14 protein-coding genes are annotated in these 20,282 nt (G+C 36.3%); 9 read left to right on the plus strand and 5 right to left on the minus strand.

Going from position 1 to position 20,282, the window contains the following annotated elements; genetic code table 11:
* The first annotated feature begins 36 nt into the window (after positions 1-36).
* Positions 37-606 (plus strand): DUF2911 domain-containing protein, encoded by a 570-nt coding sequence (locus OQX64_RS15020; protein WP_088301377.1) that lies wholly within the window; start codon positions 37-39, stop codon positions 604-606.
* A gap of 246 nt (positions 607-852) precedes the next feature.
* Here OQX64_RS15020 and OQX64_RS15025 read toward each other — a convergent pair whose 3' ends face one another.
* Both OQX64_RS15025 and OQX64_RS15030 read right to left on the minus strand, forming a co-directional pair.
* On the minus strand, positions 853-3,225 hold the full coding sequence (locus tag OQX64_RS15025) for a phosphocholine-specific phospholipase C (RefSeq protein ID WP_265819363.1): 2,373 nt from the start codon (positions 3,223-3,225) through the stop codon (positions 853-855).
* Positions 3,226-3,254: 29 nt separating this feature from the next.
* The gene (locus OQX64_RS15030; RefSeq protein ID WP_265819364.1) at positions 3,255-4,757 is read right to left on the minus strand and encodes a glycerophosphodiester phosphodiesterase family protein; all 1,503 of its coding nucleotides are present in this window, start codon (positions 4,755-4,757) and stop codon (positions 3,255-3,257) included.
* A gap of 136 nt (positions 4,758-4,893) precedes the next feature.
* Between OQX64_RS15030 and OQX64_RS15035 the strand changes: the two genes are divergently transcribed.
* The 4 genes from OQX64_RS15035 to ybeY all read left to right on the plus strand — a co-directional run bounded on the left by OQX64_RS15035 (position 4,894) and on the right by ybeY (position 9,325).
* Entirely contained in the window at positions 4,894-8,241 is a 3,348-nt protein-coding gene (locus OQX64_RS15035) for a DUF4175 family protein (RefSeq protein WP_265819365.1), read from the plus strand.
* Between the two features lie 44 nt (positions 8,242-8,285).
* On the plus strand, positions 8,286-8,525 hold the full coding sequence (locus OQX64_RS15040; protein WP_088301289.1) for a hypothetical protein: 240 nt from the start codon (positions 8,286-8,288) through the stop codon (positions 8,523-8,525).
* A complete protein-coding gene (locus OQX64_RS15045) occupies positions 8,525-8,815 on the plus strand; it encodes a type II toxin-antitoxin system RelE/ParE family toxin (RefSeq protein ID WP_265819366.1) in 291 nt (96 codons plus the stop codon). Before OQX64_RS15040 ends, OQX64_RS15045 begins: the two co-directional genes overlap by 1 nt.
* 69 nt (positions 8,816-8,884) lie before the next feature.
* Entirely contained in the window at positions 8,885-9,325 is a 441-nt protein-coding gene (gene ybeY, locus OQX64_RS15050) for an rRNA maturation RNase YbeY (RefSeq protein WP_265819367.1), read from the plus strand.
* Here the strand turns inward: ybeY and OQX64_RS15055 are convergent, their stop codons facing one another.
* Positions 9,326-10,513, minus strand: coding sequence for a threonine aldolase family protein (locus OQX64_RS15055; RefSeq protein WP_265819368.1), 1,188 nt, complete (start codon positions 10,511-10,513; stop codon positions 9,326-9,328).
* A 479-nt stretch (positions 10,514-10,992) separates the two neighbouring features.
* Here OQX64_RS15055 and OQX64_RS15060 point away from each other — a divergent pair, with 479 nt between their 5' ends.
* From OQX64_RS15060 to OQX64_RS15070, 3 genes are all read left to right on the plus strand, one after another.
* Positions 10,993-12,855 (plus strand): ABC-F family ATP-binding cassette domain-containing protein, encoded by a 1,863-nt coding sequence (locus OQX64_RS15060; protein WP_265819369.1) that lies wholly within the window; start codon positions 10,993-10,995, stop codon positions 12,853-12,855.
* A gap of 95 nt (positions 12,856-12,950) precedes the next feature.
* Complete coding sequence (gene mnmG / locus OQX64_RS15065) at positions 12,951-14,813, plus strand: tRNA uridine-5-carboxymethylaminomethyl(34) synthesis enzyme MnmG (protein ID WP_265819370.1); 1,863 nt, start codon at positions 12,951-12,953, stop codon at positions 14,811-14,813.
* Between the two features lie 121 nt (positions 14,814-14,934).
* On the plus strand, positions 14,935-16,578 hold the full coding sequence (locus tag OQX64_RS15070) for an Ig-like domain-containing protein (protein ID WP_265819371.1): 1,644 nt from the start codon (positions 14,935-14,937) through the stop codon (positions 16,576-16,578).
* Here OQX64_RS15070 and OQX64_RS15075 read toward each other — a convergent pair whose 3' ends face one another.
* Together OQX64_RS15075 and nadB are read right to left on the minus strand one after the other, a co-directional pair.
* Complete coding sequence (locus OQX64_RS15075; protein ID WP_265819372.1) at positions 16,579-17,094, minus strand: gamma carbonic anhydrase family protein; 516 nt, start codon at positions 17,092-17,094, stop codon at positions 16,579-16,581.
* A gap of 92 nt (positions 17,095-17,186) precedes the next feature.
* The gene (nadB, locus tag OQX64_RS15080; RefSeq protein WP_265819373.1) at positions 17,187-18,773 is read right to left on the minus strand and encodes an L-aspartate oxidase; all 1,587 of its coding nucleotides are present in this window, start codon (positions 18,771-18,773) and stop codon (positions 17,187-17,189) included.
* A gap of 496 nt (positions 18,774-19,269) precedes the next feature.
* Between nadB and nadA the strand changes: the two genes are divergently transcribed.
* The gene (gene nadA / locus OQX64_RS15085) at positions 19,270-20,268 is read left to right on the plus strand and encodes a quinolinate synthase NadA (RefSeq protein ID WP_265819630.1); all 999 of its coding nucleotides are present in this window, start codon (positions 19,270-19,272) and stop codon (positions 20,266-20,268) included.
* Positions 20,269-20,282: the final 14 nt, after the last annotated feature.

Consider the following 20,282-nt stretch of genomic DNA (forward strand, 5'->3'; position numbering starts at 1 on the left):
TTGCTTTCCTTTTGAATTAAAATGAACTCAAAGCAGATGAGAAATATTTTTGTTATCGCCTTCGCTTTGTTGTGCTTTAGTGTAAAAGCCCAGGAAAGTTTACCAGCAGAAATAAAGTTTCCGATTGCGGATCCCAGTCCTGCAGATATTCTTTATTTCCCCCTGAATAGTCCAAAGGCAAAGGATGCTGAAAACGTAAAGCCGGTTATTAAAATCATTTATTCGCGTCCTCAGAAAAAAGGCCGGGATATTTTTGGCGTGCTGGAACAGTACGGTAAAGTTTGGCGTTTCGGCGCGAATGAAAGTACAGAAATTCATTTCTTTAAGAAGGTAACTGTTGGTGGTAAAAAAATTAAGGCTGGTACTTATAGTTTATTTGCCATCCCAAATAAGGATAAATGGACCATCATCATCAATAAACAAACTGATAAATGGGGTGCTTTCACCTATAATCAATCTATGGATATCGTTCGTGTTGATGTTCCTGTTAAAACCTTAAACAAGCCAATCGAATATTTCTCCTTAACGTTTAACCCACTTCCGCAAGGTGCTGCATTGTTTGCAGCCTGGGATAAAACGCAGGTTGAACTGCCTATAATTTTTTAATTTAGCAGGCAACTGCACTGTCAGGAGAAACAAAAAACAATTTTTCACAACTCTTCCCCAAAGATTTCCCTTTCGGATGAAAGTGCCGATAGTCGGATTATTTAATAAGTGCTATTAATCACCGATTCTCCTGACGAACTAAAGCCAAGTCGTGAAATTTTGGCATGAAGCAATCTTTCACGCAATAAGCAATGCTACAGAGATAGCTTTGCCGGCTGAAATAACCTTCCCGCAATTACGATTTCTCTATACCACATTCCCCATAAAAGGATCAGTAGTTGTTACATCCCCTGTTTCTATTTTCCCCGCATAACGATGTTTAAATATTCTATTCCCCGTTTGGATAATGCTGAAATCATACCAGTTTTGGGATTTTGATAAACCTAAATTGACAGTAACAAAAGAGTGTGGTTTGATTTGCAGGTTTCGGGCTGCTGAACCATATTTCTGATCTGTAATTTGAATATTAACCGCAGATACACCTTTGTTTTCAATTGAAAAAATCAAATTGCCGGTAAGTTTTTTATTCACCAAACCACTTTGTTCCGGCTTTGCCTGTATAACAATTTGCGGATTATTTTTACTTCCTGTGAAATGCCTGAAAAAACCATTTGGTCCGGCAATACTGAAGTCGTAAATACCCTGATCGAAATCATCCAGGCTGATCTTTTCAGTAAGAATATCACCTGATTTTACAGCATAAGCCCATGTTTTCCCTACCACCCCTTTAAATTTGACAATGGTATTCATAATAAAAGGTGCTCCGGCAGTTTCGGTTTCGCTTCCAAACAGTGTTTTGGCAGATTGAAAACGCAGCTGTATTTCATTATTTATAACAGAAGCATCAACCATTAAGTGATAAGGTAATGCGCAGGCAGGTTTGGTCCCATTTTCCTGTTTTGGGGCATGCACAGATGTTTGATGCGAGAAAGCTTCAAACTTATTAATTTTATCAACCTCAACCTTATTTAACGCCGTCGGACCAGCCTGTGCAGGCTTGTTTTTCGCGTTTTCAATATTGGTTACAACAGTTTGCCTGTTTAAAGGTAAAGGCGACTTTATGTCTTCTCCGTTATAAGGCCTGAATACTGATGTCAGGTCGCCACAGATCGTTCTTCTCCAGTCACTGATGTTATTGCTCTTAACTTTCTTCCCTGTTTTCTTGCTCAGCCATTTCTCCATAAACATCAATGAAGATGTATGATCAAATACCTGTGAATTTACAAAACCACCTTTGCTCCAGGGCGATGCAATCACCATAGGCACACGGTAGCCTAAACCAATCGGACTTCCCTTTCTCCTTTCAAAATCTGTAGCATAATCGATTCCTGCTGATACTTTTCCTGAAGATGTATCATTTGGATTTGGCACGATAAAAGGTGGCTGATGATCAAAATAACCATCATTTTCATCATAAGTTAAAACGAAAATGGTTTTCTTCCATACATCAGGGTTCTTCGTCAGAATATTTAAAGCTTCGCTTACATACCAGGTACCGTAAAGTGGAGAACTGGTATGATCAGAAAATCGCTGCGGCGCCACCAACCAGGAAACAGTTGGTAGTTTCCCCTGGTCTACATCCTGTCTGAACTGATGGAAAATATCACCTTTTGGGATATTGATGGTTTCTGATTTTCCTTCATCATTAGTAAAGGTAAAAGGCGCGAGATCCAAATAATCTTTCTGACTGATGTTGGTTTGAAAAGCCTTATTGATCAGATTTTTTTCCCGCTGGGATAACCGATCATACTTTTCCTGAACTTCTTTTGCACTTAAAGCCGGTTTAACAGTATGATCACCATTCTTTCTGAAATATGCTGAAAGTTTAACCTGATGCCGGGAAACATATTCAACCGGATTATCGCCATAATTTCCCAGCCAATCATCAATTTCGCCTTCAGGCAATTTTGATGTCCACAGTTCATTCTGGTAAATGCGCCAATCGATTCCGTTATCTTCTAAAGTTTCCTGAAAAGTAGGCCAGTCTACGAAAACATTGTTTTGAGATTCTGCCTGGTCATTATTAACTACCGCAATGTCATTCGCGCTGTTCTCACCACGCACAGTTCCGGTGAAAAAGAAAAGCCTGTTTGGTGTGGTTCCGGTTAATGACGAGCAGAAATGCTGGTCACAAACAGTAAAGGCATCTGCCAAGGCATAATAGAAAGGAATATCATTCCGATCATAATAAGCTAATGACATGGCTGATTTTACGGGCACCCATTTATCATATCTTCCTCCATTTCTGGCAGCAACCTGGTCGTTCCAGGAATGTGGCAATCCGCCCTGCCAGGTAATTTTGGTCTTGTTTATATCAACATGAAAAGGCGCATAAGTATAACCCTGCCCATCTTTTTGCAGCCAAACTTTGTTACCATCTGGCTGAATATGCGGATGTGGATCATTGAAGCCCCGAACACCCTTCATTTTGCCAAACATATGGTCGAAAGAACGGTTTTCCTGCATCAGGAATACGATGTGCTCCGCATCCTGAAAAGTAGTACCAGGTTCAGCATTAATAGCCATTGCCTTCAAAACGGCGGCAGGTAAGGTATTAGCAGCACCTGTTGCGCCGGCTAACAGTGCTGCTTTTTTTAAAAATTCTCTCCTCGAATCCATAAATTCAGTTCACTATTTGTGGTTTAACATTATTTCTGGTAAACCCTTACATAATCCACTTTCATCGTTGCCGGGAAAATTGAATCATCAACACCCTTCTTACCGCCCCAGTTACCGCCAACAGCCATATTCAAGATGAGGTGAAAATTCTGATCAAACGGCCATTCAGGCGCACCCTTACCCGTGTTTTTAAAAGTCAGGTATTTTTGATCATCGACAAAAAAATCAATTCTGTCTTTGTACCATTCAATGGCATAAACATGGTAAGCATCATAAGGATTGATTTTAACGCCTTTCCCTACCTGTGTATGAATGGTATGGTTAAATTTTGCCGTATGAACGGTTCCATAAACACTATCCGGTTCATAGCCTACATGTTCCATGATATCAATTTCACCGCTTTTAGGCCAGTTACCGTATTTCCAGTCGGTAGGCAATGCCCAGATTGCCGGCCATAAGCCCCTGCCTTTGGGTAACATTGCCCTTACTTCTACCCTTCCGTATTTAAAATCAAATTTATTTTTACTCACCAGCCTTGCAGAGGTATAGTGATTTCCATCTTTATCTGCTTTAACAGCCGTGATATTCAGGTTTCCCTTTTTTACCTTTGCATTTGTTGAGTCGGCTTCGGTATAGTATTGCAATTCATTATTACCCCAGCCTTTTCCGCCTACATCGTACGACCAGTTTTTGCTAAGCGGAAGGCCTGTATCATAAAACTCATCTGCCCATTTTAATTTCCATCCAAGTGCAGATGGTGTTTTCTTCAGTTCATCAAAAGTTAATTCAGGTTCGTTAGTGGTGATATAATCGACCTGATGGGCCAGTAACCACTGAATTTCTGGTACAGTATTTACGGTCCAGGCATTTACAGTCAGGCCTAGCTGGTGTGCATTTTCAATCCAGCCTTCTTTTTGGTAAATGCTGTAATAATAGTCTACACCGGTTAAACGATCTGTTTTCATTTGTGCTGCACTAACATCACCTTTCAGGTAAGCCACCTTTGCATCAGGCATCAGTTCTAAAATACGTTTGCAATAATCATAATCGAAGCTGATGTACTCGGTCCATGCTACAGCACCAACTTTTTTCACCATATCCACACATCGACTGGTTACGTCGATTCCGCGTTCCTTGCTAACTAAAGAAGGTTTGATTTCGAGAATCAGTTTGGTTCTGCGTTGTTTCATCCCCACTTTCAGATAATCTTCAAGCGTTGGAATCTTTTCTCCATTGCTCATGGTTTTAGTCAGCAGGTCTTCATATTTGACTTTTTCGATGGTTAAACCTTGAAATTCAGGATCATGGTTAATCACTAAAATGTTATCGGCTGTCATCCATACATCAAACTCAGAACCGTAACAGCCAAGTTTAATCGCTTCATTTAAAGATGCTATTGAATTTTGAGGGTAATTATTCTTTTTCCAGGCACCACGATGGGCAATGACCTGGTTTTTATTCCAATGAAACTTTTGTGCAAATGAGGTGGTAAATACCAATACCATAATTGTTGAAATAACGATTCGCTTCATATTCAGGCTTAATATACAAAATCCAAAAGTAGATTTTTACCTGTACACTCATTTAAAATTTATGTAAATTTTATATTAACTATCCGCATCAAAATCCTCAATATTCTTAAAAACCTTGCAAGTTTATATTAAATTGATGGGAACAATTTTTTACATTTACGTTGATATGGTAAGCAATAACTACAGCGATTTACTGAGAAAGATAGAAGAGTTTATCCATAAGTTTTATCTCAATAAGATTTTAAGGGGAAGCATCTATACTGCTGCAATACTCTTAGGCTTGTATTTGCTGTTATTTTTGTGTTTGTATTACTTCCACCCCTCTGTCGGCTTAAAAACTTTTTCATTCTTTGGCTATTTGCTTATTGGTATGATATTGATCGGTTATCTAATCGTCCGGCCTTTGCTTTCCATGCTTAAATTAAATAAGCACCTTTCATTTGATGAGGCATCTGTAGTTATCGGAAATCATTTTCACGATATTAAAGATAAACTTTTAAATACACTTCAACTTTACCAGCTATCCGCCAGCCATCCGGAAAATAATCAATTGATTCTGGCCAGTATTGATCAGAAAATAATGGAATTAAAACCTGTTCCCTTTTATACAGCTGTTCGCATAAACGATAATAAGAAATACTTAAAATATCTTTTTGTACCCCTGTCTATCATCTTCCTGATTGGACTTCTTGCACCTGCAATTCTTCGTGAAGGCACGAATAGTTTTTTTAAATATGATGAATATATTGCTCCAAAAGCGCCCTTCACCTTTACCATTCTAAACCGCAATTTAACCGTTACCCAGGGCGATGATATTACCGTGGATTTAAAATTGGATGGGGATGAGTTACCCGCTGAAGTATATGTGGAAGATGGCAAGAATACTTATAAACTGGAAAAAAACAATATCAGCAGATTTAAATACAGCATCAAAAATATACAAAGTGATAAAAGCCTAATTTTCAGAGGTGGCGGTTTTAGCTCCTCCACATTTGCGCTTACCGTAAAACCCCGTCCTGAACTCCTTGGTGCAACAGCCACTTTAAATTTCCCATCCTATTTAGGCAAAAAAGCAGAGGTGGCCTCCAATGTTGGTGATTTACTTCTTCCCGAAGGCACGCATGTAACCTGGACCTTTAAAACCGGACAAAGCAATTCACTAATATTTAAATTGAATGATCAAGAGCATGTTTTAAAAGTGGAAAATAACCAGTCCACTTATCAGGCAACCCTTAAAAATAACGCCAGATACAGCATTACGCCGAAGAATGAATTTGTTACCTTAAGAGATTCCCTTTCCCATCAGGTTACCGTGGTGAAAGATCAATCACCTGCTATTCAGGTGGAACAGAAACAAGATTCGGTTAGTAATAAAGCTTTGTATTTCAGTGGACAAGTTACTGATGATTACGGATTTAGCCGTTTAAGTTTTAAATACAACATCAAAGAAAACAATAAAATAATCAGTACCGAAAGCAAAGATATTGCGATAAAGGCGAACACCACTGAAAATACATTTTTCTATTTTTGGGATCTAAAAGCAGTTGCTGCCAGGCCAGGACAACAAATTGAATATTATTTTGAAGTTGCCGATAATGACGGCGTAAATGGTTCAAAAATAACCCGCTCTGAAATCAAAACCTTTAGGCAAGCCACAAAAGGTGAAACTGCACAGCAGGTTAATGCAAGCAACCAGGCCCTGAAACAAAAAATGCAATCGGCCATTCGTTTAGCCAACACCATTGAAAAAGAAAGCAAAAAAGTTGCGGAAAGCCTGATCGATAAAAAGCAGATTTCCTTTGAAGATAAAAAGCAAATTGAAGCTTTGTTGGATAAACAGAAACAACTGGATGAAGCTGTAAAAGAGATTAAAGCCCAGAATGATCAAAACATTCAGCAACAGGAAGATCAAAAGCAAACTGAAGAATTACAGGAAAAGCAGAAACAAATTAAAGACCTGTTTGACAATGTGCTTGATGATAAAACCAAAGAACTTTTGCAGAAACTGCAAAACCTGATGAATGAGAAAAATAAAGACCAAACGCAGAACGAACTTTCGAAAATGCAGCTGGACAATAAAACCCTTAAAAATGAACTGGACAGAATCCTGGAACTCTATAAACAACTGGAATTTGAACAAAACCTTCAAAATGATATCGACCGTTTAAATGAACTGGCTAAAGAGCAAAAAGATTTAGCGAAGCAAACTGCAGATAAAAAACAGGACCAGGAAGCCCTTAAACAAAAACAGGAAGCCTTGAATAAGGAAATGAAGGATTTAAAGGATGACTTGAAAAAACTGGAAGAAAAAAATCAAAGTTTAGAAAAGCCAAATCCTTTCGAAAACCCGGAGAAAGATGTACAGGAGATTCAGAAAGAACAGCAGGACAGCAAGGATGCTTTAGAGAAGAAAGATTCAAAAAGTGCCGGTCAGAAGCAACAAAAAGCCGGTGAGCAGATGGAAAAACTTTCTAAAAAAATGAAAGACATGCAGCAGCAGGGAGAAGAACAAGAAAATAACCTGAATGCAAAAGAGTTACGCCGCTTACTGGAAAATTTATTGCATACTTCTTTCGAGCAGGAAAAAGTGATGCTTACACTGAAGAAAATGACTGCAGCGGATCCAGCTTACACAATCAATGTTCAGAAACAACGAAATATTAAGGATAACCTGAAGACCATTGCAGATAGTTTATATGCACTAAGCAAACGTGTTCCTCAAATTGAATCGACAGTGAATGAGGAAATGAATAAAATCAATTTTAACCTGGACAAAAGCTTAGATCGCCTGGGTGAACGAAGTACACCAGAAGCCAACCGCTACCAACAATTTACCATGACTTCCATCAATAACTTAAGTTTGATGTTGAGCGAGGCTTTAAATCAGTTACAGAATATGCAGAAAAACGCAAAAGGTGGAAGTGGTAAAAAGCAAAAGCAAGGCATGAAACAACTTTCGCAGATGCAGGAACAGTTAAATAAAAGCATGCAGAAAGCCAGAGAACAGATGCAAAAGTCGGGCGGAAACCAGGGTACAGTTGGTAAAGGTCAGATGAGCCAGGAATTTGGAAAAATGGCCCAACAACAGCAGATGATTCGACAAGCGCTGGAAAAGATTAATCGCGAAGAAAATAAGGATGGTTCTGGTAAAATGGGTAATCTCAATGAAGCCATTAAGGAAATGAAACAAACGGAAAGCGATCTGGTTAATAAACGTCTACAACAGGAAACCCTGAACAGGCAGAAAGAACTGTTAACTAAGCTATTAAATGCAGAAAAAGCAGAACGCGATCAAGAAGAGGATTCCAAACGCGAAAGCAAAGCTGCAAAAGAGTTTCCACCTTCCTACCAGAAAATGTTCGATCAATATAAAAAGCAACAACAAAACGGAAGCGATATGTTGCAAAAACTGCCACCAAGCTTGAACTACTACTATAGAAATAAAATCGCTGAATATTTAAAATCTTTAAATATGATACAATAGATTTAGCCACAAATTCGCAGCTTATTTTTTATTATATTTGTTAAATGACAAGTACAGCCATAAGAAAAAGATTAATTACGTATTTATCTGATGCAGAGGATAATAAGATAAAAGCTATTTACACTTTGCTTGAAAATGAGATTGAGAATGAAAAATCTTTTGTGCTTACAAAAGACCATTTAGAAATACTTGATAAAGAAAGAGAATTACATTTAAATGGCGTTACAGATTCTTATAGTAAACAAGATGCCCTTGATATTATTAAGGGAATCAAAGTATTATAATGCTTAGGCTTCAAATCAAACCCAGGGCCATTTTAATGGCAAAGGCTGCATATGATTGGTATGAAGAGCAAAAGAAAGGTTTAGGAGATTTATTTCTTGCCGAATTAAGTCGGTGTTACACGAAAATTGAAAAAAATCCTCAATACTATCAAAAAATCGAAAAAGAATATCGGCATTTAGTTCTCAATAAATTTCCTTATGTTATCATTTTTGAAATAATGGAAGATGAAATCATAATCTTTGCCATTTTCCATACGGCCCGAAATCCTAAATTGAAATTTAACAGATAATAATCTGCTAATATTAGTCCCCTCACTCCTACAATATTTTCTTAAATTTGCAGTCTTAAATAATTCAAAATGCCTGCAATTTCATTCTTTACAGAATCCATACGTTATAATTTACCGCAAAAACTTAAAGTAAAAAAATGGGTTAAAGAGACTATTGAAAAAGAAGGTTTTAAATTGCAGGAACTCAATTTCATTTTTTGTAGCGATGAATACTTACTGGGTATTAATCAGCAATATCTCAATCATGATACCTATACAGATATTATCACTTTTGATAACTCAGAGGAAGAAAAACTGATTATAAGTGATATTTTTATCAGCATAGAACGGGTTAAAGAAAATGCCAAAACCTTTAAAACAAACGATTTTGATGAGGTTTGCCGTATCATGATTCACGGAACATTGCATTTATTGGGCTATAAGGATAAAGGTAAAGCTGCTAAAACCTTAATGACACAAAAAGAAGATGAATACCTTAGTTACAGAAGCAAATCCGGAATTATCCTCTAATTAAATTTTTGCAAATGCAAGGGCTTCTTTAAATGCATCGAAAATTTTCTTATTATCTCTTCGCAACAATGTGGGATTCATTTTTACCTTCACAAAACCATCCTCTTGAGGCTGACCAAAAATAATGTTGTGTTCAGCTCTTAACCTTCCATTAAGTTTTTGAGCATCAATGGTTTTGTCTACCGCAACATTAAACTGATTCGTACCATTTTCAAACGGAATAAATGTTAACCCTTTCAGTTGCTTCATTTGTAACATAAAATCACTTGCTTTAGTCATTACCTTATTCATCACTTCATCAATATTGTTTAAATGATGTAATGCCATTGCCGCACTTGGCCAGTTGGTAAAAATCCCACCTCCATGTATTTTAATCAGATGGTGCATTTGATCAATAACCACTTTATCGCCACATAAAACAGCGCCACCTGTAGCGCCCAGATATTTATATAAGCACATGTAAACCGTGTCAAAATAAGAAGCGTATTCTTTAACTGTGGAATGGGTGAAAGCCGTAGCCATATGCAAGCGGGCACCATCTAAATGCATCTTATAGCCTTGCTCCTTACACCATGCTGAAATCCTCTTCATTTCACTTAAGGGAAAAGCTTGATTAAAGGTTCTTCTAACTGGTGTTTCTATTGAAACCGCTCCAATAGCACCAACAAAAGCTTCGTTTTCTTTATGATACCTAACCGATTCCTTCAATTCTTCTAAAGTAAAGTAAGTTTTGCCTGTCGCAAGCGGAATTAATCTTTTATTAAATAAAGTTTGTGCTGCATCTGCCTCATCACGGTACACATGGCTTGTTTCCTGAACAAAAGCTTTCGTATTATTTCCACATAAAACACTTATAGCCAATTGATTCGCTAATGTTCCGCTTGGAAGATAAACGGCGGACTCCTTCCCTGTTATATCCTTAAACTTATTTAATAGCTTTTCTACAGTAGCACCTTCACCATAACTATCTCTCTCTATTGGATTTAAGCTATTGATTTCCTGAAGTTTCTGAATAAAGTCTTCAGGACGATAAAAAATTCCATCATTAATGAAATATACTGCCTCACTGTCTTTTGAGACTTGACCGTTTTTTCTACTGAATGCATTCAAAGGTATTGATGATGCGATTAATGGCAATGTAGACAGTGTAGATAATTTCAGGAAATCACGTCGCTTAAATTCAGACATATCATTTAGCTTTAGAAGCTATCAATTTCTACTTTTTCTTTTTAAAATCCAATAGTTAACTACTATAGTTATCAGCTAAATCAATCTATTCTTTCTTACCTGTTCGTCTATTACTTGACGGCGTTCATCGATGATTAATATACACTTGTATAATAGAACGTTCATGCCTGCAACTTTTCAAGCATGTGTTAGTCTTATTTATAGAAAACATGCCGATGATTTGAAAATACTAATCAATCATCATAAAAATATAGTTTAGTTTTAGTTAATGATAGAAGCAGCGGCGGAGCGAGTCCAGCCGCTGTTTTCGTTTTAGAAAAAATTACTGGAACCATTATGGCAAATTAATTCCAATAACAATCAATAATTTGCCATTTTTAACTGATACATAGCTACTTTGAAACATCTATATACCCTACCAATTATTTTATCCTTACTTTTGCACTAATTTTCCTTTATAAATCCGAAATACAAAAAAATTGAGCACACTAATTGCGGCAGAAGGCTTAGGTCATGGTTATCATGATGAATGGCTATTTAAAAATTTAACCTTGGGTATTAACTCTGGTCAGCGTGTAGCGTTGGTTGGTATAAATGGCGCTGGTAAGAGTACACTTTTAAAACTATTGGCAGAAAGATTCCCTCCGCTCGAAGGAAAAATTGTAAAAAACAAAGCTGTTAAAATTGGCTTTTTAGATCAGGAGCCTCAGTTTACTGAAGGTTATTCTATTAGCGATCATATTTTTTCTTTAGAAAACAAGCAGCAACAGTTGATCAAAGAATATGAGGAATTAATTGAAAATCCGGATCCAGACGAAAAAACGCTGAATCGGTTATACGAAGAACTCAGCGAGCACAATGCCTGGGAGTATGAGCATGAGATCAAAACCATTTTAAATAGAATGGGCATTACTCATTTGCAGCAAAAAATCGCTACGCTTTCGGGTGGACAAAAGAAACGATTGGCCTTAGCCAAGTTACTCATTGAAGATCCTGAGATTTTAGTTTTAGATGAGCCAACCAACCATTTGGATATTGACACCATCGAATGGCTGGAGAAACTATTGACCACTGGTCAGAAAACAATCTTATTAGTTACTCACGATCGATACTTTTTAGATAATGTTTGTAATACCATCATCGAATTAGACAGAGGTAAGATTTTCAATTATAATGGAAACTATGCGTACTTTTTAGAAAAAAAATCTGAAAGAGAAGCTTTAGATGCGACTGTATTACACAAGAACCAGCAGCTATTAAAGAAAGAATTGGAGTGGATGAGACGCATGCCACAGGCTCGTGGAACAAAATCCAATGCCAGAATCAATGCTTTTTATGATTTAGAAGAGAAATCTAAGAAAAAGTCTGATAATCAGAGTATTAACCTTCAGATGAAGATGTCTCGCCAGGGTGGGAAGATTATTGAGGTTGAACACATTGCAAAATCCTTCGACGATCGTTCAATTATAGAGGATTTTAGTTACACCTTTAAAAAAGGAGATCGAATTGGTTTAGCCGGTAAAAATGGTACAGGAAAATCTACCCTCTTAAATATTATTACCAGTCAATTAGCTCCTGATGCTGGAAAAGTTGATACTGGTGAAACTACCGTTTTCGGTTACTATAAACAAGGTGGTTTAACTTTCGATCCGAAAGAACGGGTAATTGATATCGTTAAATCAGATGCCGAATATATTAAGATGGCAGATGGTTCTGTGATCACAGCTTCTGCCCTATTGACGCTTTTCCTCTTCCCGCCAAAGAAACAACACGGCATGGTAGAAAAATTAAGTGGTGGTGAAAAAAAGCGACTAAACCTCATGAAAGTGTTGATGCAAAATCCTAATTTTTTAATTCTGGATGAGCCAACAAATGATTTAGATATAGACACCTTAAATGTACTTGAAGAATTTTTAGAAAACTTTCCGGGCATATTAATGCTTGTTTCCCATGATAGGTACTTACTCGATAAGATGAGTGATCAGTTATTTATTATGGAAGGCGAAGGTGTAGTAAAAATATATAATGGCAACTATTCTGAATATCGTTTAAGTTTAGATCAACCAAAAGTTAAAGGAGAAACAAAAAAAGTTATTGTACCGATAGCAGAATCTACTCCAATCAAAGCTGTAAAGAAATTAAGTTTCAAAGAACAAAAGGAACTGGATGATAGTGAAAAGGCAATGAACGAAACTGAACATAAAATCACTGAATTAACCAAAATGCTCAACAATATTGATTCATCCGATTACGTTAAAATTCAAGAAGTTTCCTCAGAGATTGAAACCTTAAAAATTAAATTAGATGATTTAACCTTACGTTGGTTAGAATTATCAGAGTAAAAAGTCATTTTCAAATATGTTTCACGTGAAACATATTTGAAATAAATACTAAAAACATAATTGTTTCACGTGAAACAATTTTAATAAAGACTAAAATGTTTTCAAAATATGATTTGATTGTTGTTGGTGCAGGGCATGCGGGTTGTGAAGCTGCTGCTGCCGCTGCTAACTTAGGATCATCAGTTTTATTAATTACAATGAACATGGGTACTATTGCCCAAATGAGTTGTAACCCTGCAATGGGCGGTGTAGCAAAAGGACAGATTGTTCGGGAGGTAGACGCATTAGGAGGATATTCAGGTATAATCTCTGATAAATCTACTATTCAATTCAGAATGCTAAATAAATCTAAAGGCCCGGCGATGTGGAGCCCCAGAGCACAGATAGATCGGATGCGCTTTGCTGAAGAATGGCGTCTGGCATTAGAAAGCACACCAAATGTTGATATGTGGCAGGACAATGTAGTTGGTCTATTGGTAAAAGATAATACTGTATATGGCATAAAAACATCTTTAGGAATTGAAGTAGAAAGCAAAGCAGTTGTATTAACCAATGGTACATTTCTTAATGGTGTAATGCATATCGGTGAGAAAAAATTTGGCGGAGGGAGAACAGCAGAAAGAGCATCAACCGGAATCACAGAACAATTGGTAGAGCTGGGCATGGAATCCGGAAGAATGAAGACCGGCACTCCACCCCGTGTTGATGGAAGAAGTTTGGATTATACCAAAATGGAAGAACAATGGGGAGATGAAAATCCAGGTAAATTTTCCTTCACAGATACGGAGGTTTCAAAAGATCAAAGATGTTGCTGGATTACCTATACCAATAGTGAAGTTCATGAAACCTTAAAAGAAGGTTTTGAAAAATCACCTATGTTTACTGGTAGAATCAAAGGTTTAGGACCAAGATATTGTCCATCTATAGAAGATAAAATAAACCGCTTTGCAGAACGTGACAGACACCAGATTTTTGTAGAACCTGAAGGGTGGAATACTTGTGAAATTTATGTAAATGGTTTTTCAACCTCTCTTCCGGAAGATGTTCAACAAAGAGCACTTAGATTAATTCCCGGATTTGAAAATGCTAAAATGTTCAGACCCGGTTATGCGATAGAATATGATTTCTTTCCACCTACACAATTATCACTCACCTTAGAAACCAAATTGATTAATAACTTATTTCTAGCCGGACAGATTAATGGAACTACAGGTTATGAGGAAGCAGCTTGCCAAGGTTTCATGGCGGGGATTAATGCACATCAGAAAATTAACGATCAGCATGAATTGATCATGAAAAGATCAGATAGTTATATTGGTGTTTTAATTGATGACTTGGTTACTAAAGGAACAGAAGAACCTTATCGAATGTTTACTTCAAGAGCTGAACATCGTTTACTATTAAGACAAGATAATGCAGATATTCGTCTCTCTCCTATTGGCCATCAGTTGGGATTAATTTCAGATGAGCGTTTAGAAAAAGTTAATCAGAAAGTTGCTGCTGCAGATGCATTGGTCAAATTTACGAAAAGTCAGGGTATAGAAATGATTGATGCTAATCCAATGCTTGAAAGACTAGGATCTAGTTTGCTTAACCAAAATGTAAAAATTCATAGTTTGGTTGGAAGACCGCATGTAGGTTTACAGGATATTATAAAGGTTAGTAAACCACTTGCAGAAAATACAAAGGATTTAGATCAAGAAACAATTGAACAAGCTGAAATCAAAATTAAATATGAAAGCTATTTTGAAAAAGAAAATGAAATCGTGGCTAAAATGTTGAAGATGGAAGATAAAGAAATCAAACCAGATTTCGACTATAATAAAATAGTTTCCATTTCAAAAGAAGCCCGTGAAAAGTTATTTAAGATTAAACCACGTACTTTAGGTCAGGCATCCCGAATTTCAGGTGTTTCACCGTCGGATATATCTGTTTTAATGGTTTATATCAATAAGTAGTTGATAATCAATATTTTAAATAATAAAAAGCAGACTTTATATTAATTGATTTAAGCCAATAAAAAATATTTTTAATGATAATATTCAAAAACAATAGAAAATACGTTATATCGATTAAAACATGCCAAATATAAAAGATCAATATTTGAACGTTAAAAATATATTACTTGTAGCAGGGATGTTACTATTATTTGGCTGTGCAAGTATTCAAACTCCTCAGGGTGGCCCTAAAGATACAAAACCTCCAAAGGTTTTAAATATGACGCCCAAAGATCTGACCAGAAATTTCAATGCTAAAAAAATCGTTATTGAATTTGATGAATTTATTAAACTCAATAATGAGTTTAAAGAATTTTCAATTTCTCCCGATCAGGAACGTCCGCCAATTTTAAAGGCGAGAAAGAGAATCCTTCAAATTGAGTTACAAGATTCACTGGAGAAAAATACAACCTATACATTGAACTTTGGAAAATCAGTGGCCGATATTAATGAAAATAACATCATCAAAAATCTATCATATGTTTTTTCAACCGGTTCTAAAATTGATTCACTATCCATTAGTGGAAAAGTGGGTAATGCCTTAACAGGTGTATTAGAAAAAGAAGCCGTTGTTTTTATTTTACCTATTGAACGGGATACCTTATTTGGAAAAAAACGTGCACCTATTTATACGCTAACTGACAGCTCCGGAAATTATAAACTGAATAATTTACGTCAAGGTACTTATAAAGTATATGCCTTAAAAGAAAGTGAAAGTGGAGGCGATAAAATATATCAGCAACTTTCTGATGAAGTTGGGTATATTAAAGAACCGCTGGTTATTGATAAAAATATTGAAAATGTAAATTTACAGGTATTTAAGGAAGTGGCCCCTGAATTTAGAATATTGGATAGAAAACTGAATAATGATGGAAGTATATCTTTAATCTTTAATCAACAATTAAAGGCTCCAAAAATAACAGTTATGGAACCTCCGGCAGCTGACGTAGGAAAGAAAGTCTTTTTTAGCAAAATGAATGATACCGCAAAAGTATGGTTAACTGATCTTAGTTTCGATTCTGTTAAACTGGCCATTCAAGATCAGGGAAAGGTTTTGCAAACGGTCAATTTTAACCGCGGGAAGAAAGATAACTACACACGCGATCTAACAATAACTGACAATATCACCTCAGGAAAGCTTAATCCATATCAGCGATGCACATTGACCTTTAACTTTCCTGTTAATAGTGCAGACCCTTCTAAAATTACCTTATTGGAAGATTCAGTTAAACGAACCAACTTTGAACTCATTAAGGATAGTGTAGACTTTTTAAAATATTATATCAAATATAGCTGGCGCAATAAGCGAACCTATGATATTAAGTTTGCACCTGGCGCCTTTACAGCCATATTTAATGCTAAAAATAAGGAAATCAATAAAAACTTCAAGCTGGAGACTATTGACAGCTATGGCACACTAGCTTTAAATATCACGGTACCTGACACTACGAAAAGCTATATTGTTGAATTTATTGATGAAAAAAAGAATCCGATTAAAGGATATACGGTGTCTAAAAACAGTATCATCAATTTTGCCAATTATCCCGCCGGAAAATACTTTATCCGGGTAATTTATGATGAAAATAAAAATGGCATCTGGGATACCGGAAATATAAAAGCAGGTACACAACCAGAAAAAATCTGGTATTCTCCTGATGAAAAATCACTCCGCGCAAATTGGGAAAGGGTAGATAATTTAACTATTCCACCCCCTCCAAAAGAGTAGTTATGGATGGGCAAACCAATTAGAATACATGATATAATTATCTGGTAATTTATTTAATAAAGCCTTTTGCTCTTCAGTAACAGGCTTTATTTTTTTAGCCGGTGTTCCTGCATACAGGTAACCACTTTCGCATATGGTATTTTCTAAAACAACAGAACCTGCTGCTATAATACAATACGATTCGACCACAGCATGATCCATTATAATAGCACCCATTCCGATTAAAACATGATCCTGAATGGTACAGCCATGTACAATGGCATTATGGCCTACGGATACCCTGTTACCAATATGTGTGGATGCTTTTAAATAAGTGGCATGGATGACCGCGCCATCCTGAATGTTGGATTCATTTCCGATTGTAATGGCATTTACATCACCCCTGATCACCGCATTAAACCAGACAGAGCAATTATCCCCAAGTCTTACATCGCCAACAATGGTGGCATTTTCTGCAATGAAATTATCTTTTCCTATTAACGGATATTTATCTTTTACCGGTAGTATTAATGGCATAACATGATTTTAAGTCACCTGAATTCATTTCAGGGTATTTAAGCATTGTTTAATATATCAGATGCTGAATTGGTTCAGCATGACGATACTATTTAAAAAACGGTATCAACTAATTCAGTGGCATGGTTTGGATAATCCGTTGTAAAATGTAATCCCCTACTCTCTTTGCGCTGCATAGCTGACTTAATAACGATATAAGCGGTTTGTATTACATTTCTCAATTCGCAAAGTTTAACCGAAACTTTATTTCTTTTATAAAATTCTTCTGTTTCCTGATATATCAGGAATAAACGACGGTGTGCACGTTCCAAACGAAAATCAGAACGGACAATACCAACGTAATCACCCATAATTTTTTGCAGCTCTCTTAAATTATGTGTTACCAGAATATCTTCATCTATTTGAATCACACCTTTAGAATCCCATTCCGGAATATGCTCCGGGATAACGTTATTTTTAAAATTTTCTATGGCATCCTGGAAAATGCGGTGTGCAAATACTGTTGCTTCTAATAAAGAATTAGAAGCAAGTCTGTTGGCACCATGTAAACCAGTTGATGAACATTCACCACAAGCATAAAGATTATTGATAGATGATCTTCCATATTCATCAACCAGAATACCACCACACATATAATGCGACGCTGGTGTAACCGGAATATAATCTTTAGTCATATCTATCCCAATAGATAAACATTTGGCATATATATTTGGAAAATGCTTCAGAATATCAGCTTTGCTACGCATGGTAATGTCCAGATAAACAAAATCATCACCAGACTTTTTCATTTCATTATCTACAGCTCTGGCCACAATATCGCGTGGTGCCAGTGATTTACGTTCATCATATTCATGCATAAATTCTTCACCGTTTTTACGTCGCAATACACCGCCAAAACCCCGAACAGCTTCAGAAATTAAAAATGAAGGATATTCCCCAGGATGGTATAAAGCGGTTGGATGGAATTGAATAAACTCCATATTCCTCACTTTTCCTTTTGCACGGTAAACCATCGCCATACCATCACCAGTTGCAATTACTGGATTTGTTGTGGCCGAATACACATGACCGGCACCACCGGATGCCATCACAGTTACATTTGCCACAATCTTTTCCACATCGTTAAGCTCTGTGTTAAAGGCATATACACCATAACAGTTAATATCTTCGGTACGTTTATCCACAAACTCACCTAAGTGATGCTGGGTAATTAACTCCAATGCAAAGTAATGTGTTAATATCTCTATGTTGGAATTGTCATGTATTTCATTTAGTAACACGCGCTCAATCTCATAACCAGTGATGTCTTTATAGTGCAAAACACGGTGTTCAGAGTGCCCACCCTCTTTAGCCAAATCATAAAAACCGGAGTTATCCTTATCAAAGTTGATACCATAGTCGATGATCTCCTGAATTCGCTGAGGACCCTCTTTTACAACGATTTCCACAATTTTTTCATCACATAAACCATCACCCGCAATGAGTGTATCCTGGATATGCTTATCAAACGAATCACCTTTATCTACCACTACAGCTACTCCACCCTGAGCGTATTTTGTATTGGATTCATCCTCATTTGATTTGGTAATAATTAAAACCTTACCAAATTTCGCAGCCTTAAGTGCAAAACTTAAACCTGCTATGCCTGAACCAATTACCAGAAAATCTACTTTTCTCATTTAAAAAACATTTACTTTATCAACGGTGTTGATAACTATAGAACAACTGTTAGCTTTATGTATAAATAATGCTAACAAATAAATTTGAATGTTTAAAGCTACTCTAAAAAGGCAATTTGCCACAATCTTTTACCCAATTTTTGAGCATCTTTTAGCAAGTAATTAACTTTTCACACACTTATAAACAATTAACATTCCAATATTGATAAGATTTAAGTTGTTTTTTGATAGTGCTGAAAATCAATCTGATCATATTATAAATATGTAATCTAAATGTTAGTAAACGATTAACAACTTAGATAAACGAATGAATTTTCTAAACTTGCCAACAATACTAACACACTAATAAACAAACAAGATTTATTTATTTAAAATAACTTATTAATTATTGAGACGTGGAAAGCTTTATCTTTGACCAACGTCAAAATTCAAAAAAGGAAAATTTAAGATGAGCATAGATGTTTTAGAAGAAATCAACAAAAAAGGAAAATTTAAGATGAGCATAGATGTTTTAGAAGAAATCAACAAAAAAGGTTTTGTAGAGGAAGAAATTGATCCAACGCTAGATCTCTTTGTTGAAATTGAAAAATTAAAGAAGGAAAAAAATGCCATTATCCTTGCGCATTATTACCAAGAACCTGATATACAAGATATTGCGGATTATATTGGGGATAGTTTAGGTTTATCACAGGAAGCTGCTAAAACAGATGCAGAAGTGATTGTATTTGCCGGAGTACATTTTATGGCCGAAACAGCCAAGATATTATCTCCATCAAAAAAAGTTTTATTGCCTGATGTTAAAGCAGGCTGCTCACTGGCCGACAGCTGCCCACCCCATTTATTCAAAAAATTTAAGGAAAAATATCCAGATCATTTAGTGATAACCTACGTGAATTGCACAGCAGAGTTAAAGGCACTAAGTGATATTGTTTGTACCTCTACAAACGCCGTTCAGATTGTAGAAAGTTTACCAAAAGATCAGAAAATCATTTTTGGTCCCGATCGTAATCTTGGTGCCTATGTAGCGAAGAAAACTGGAAGGGATTTGGTACTCTGGAATGGTGCCTGTATGGTTCATGAAATTTTTTCTCAGGAGAAAATTACCAAATTAAAAGAGCGCCATCCAAATGCGAAATTTATTGCCCATCCTGAATGTGAAGAGCCTGTTTTAAGAATGGCTGATTACATTGGATCTACTACAGGGCTTTTAAAATATGCCATTGCCAATCCGGCAACAGAATTTATTGTGGCTACGGAGAGTGGAATTATTCACCAGATGGAAAAGGCTTGTCCGGACAAAACATTCATTCCGGCACCGCCAAATAACAGCTGTGCTTGTAATGATTGTCCATACATGAAAAGAAATACTTTAGAGAAACTGTACTTATGTTTAAAAAATGGTTCTCCGGAAGTAACTGTTCCAGCGCATATTATAGAAAAAGCGCGTAAACCGATTCAAAGAATGTTGGATATTTCAGCAGAATTAGGTCTTTAAAAAAATTGCTACCG

The sequence above is a fragment of the Pedobacter sp. GR22-10 genome (assembly GCF_026239715.1).
In the GTDB taxonomy this organism is placed as follows: Bacteria; Bacteroidota; Bacteroidia; order Sphingobacteriales; family Sphingobacteriaceae; genus Pedobacter.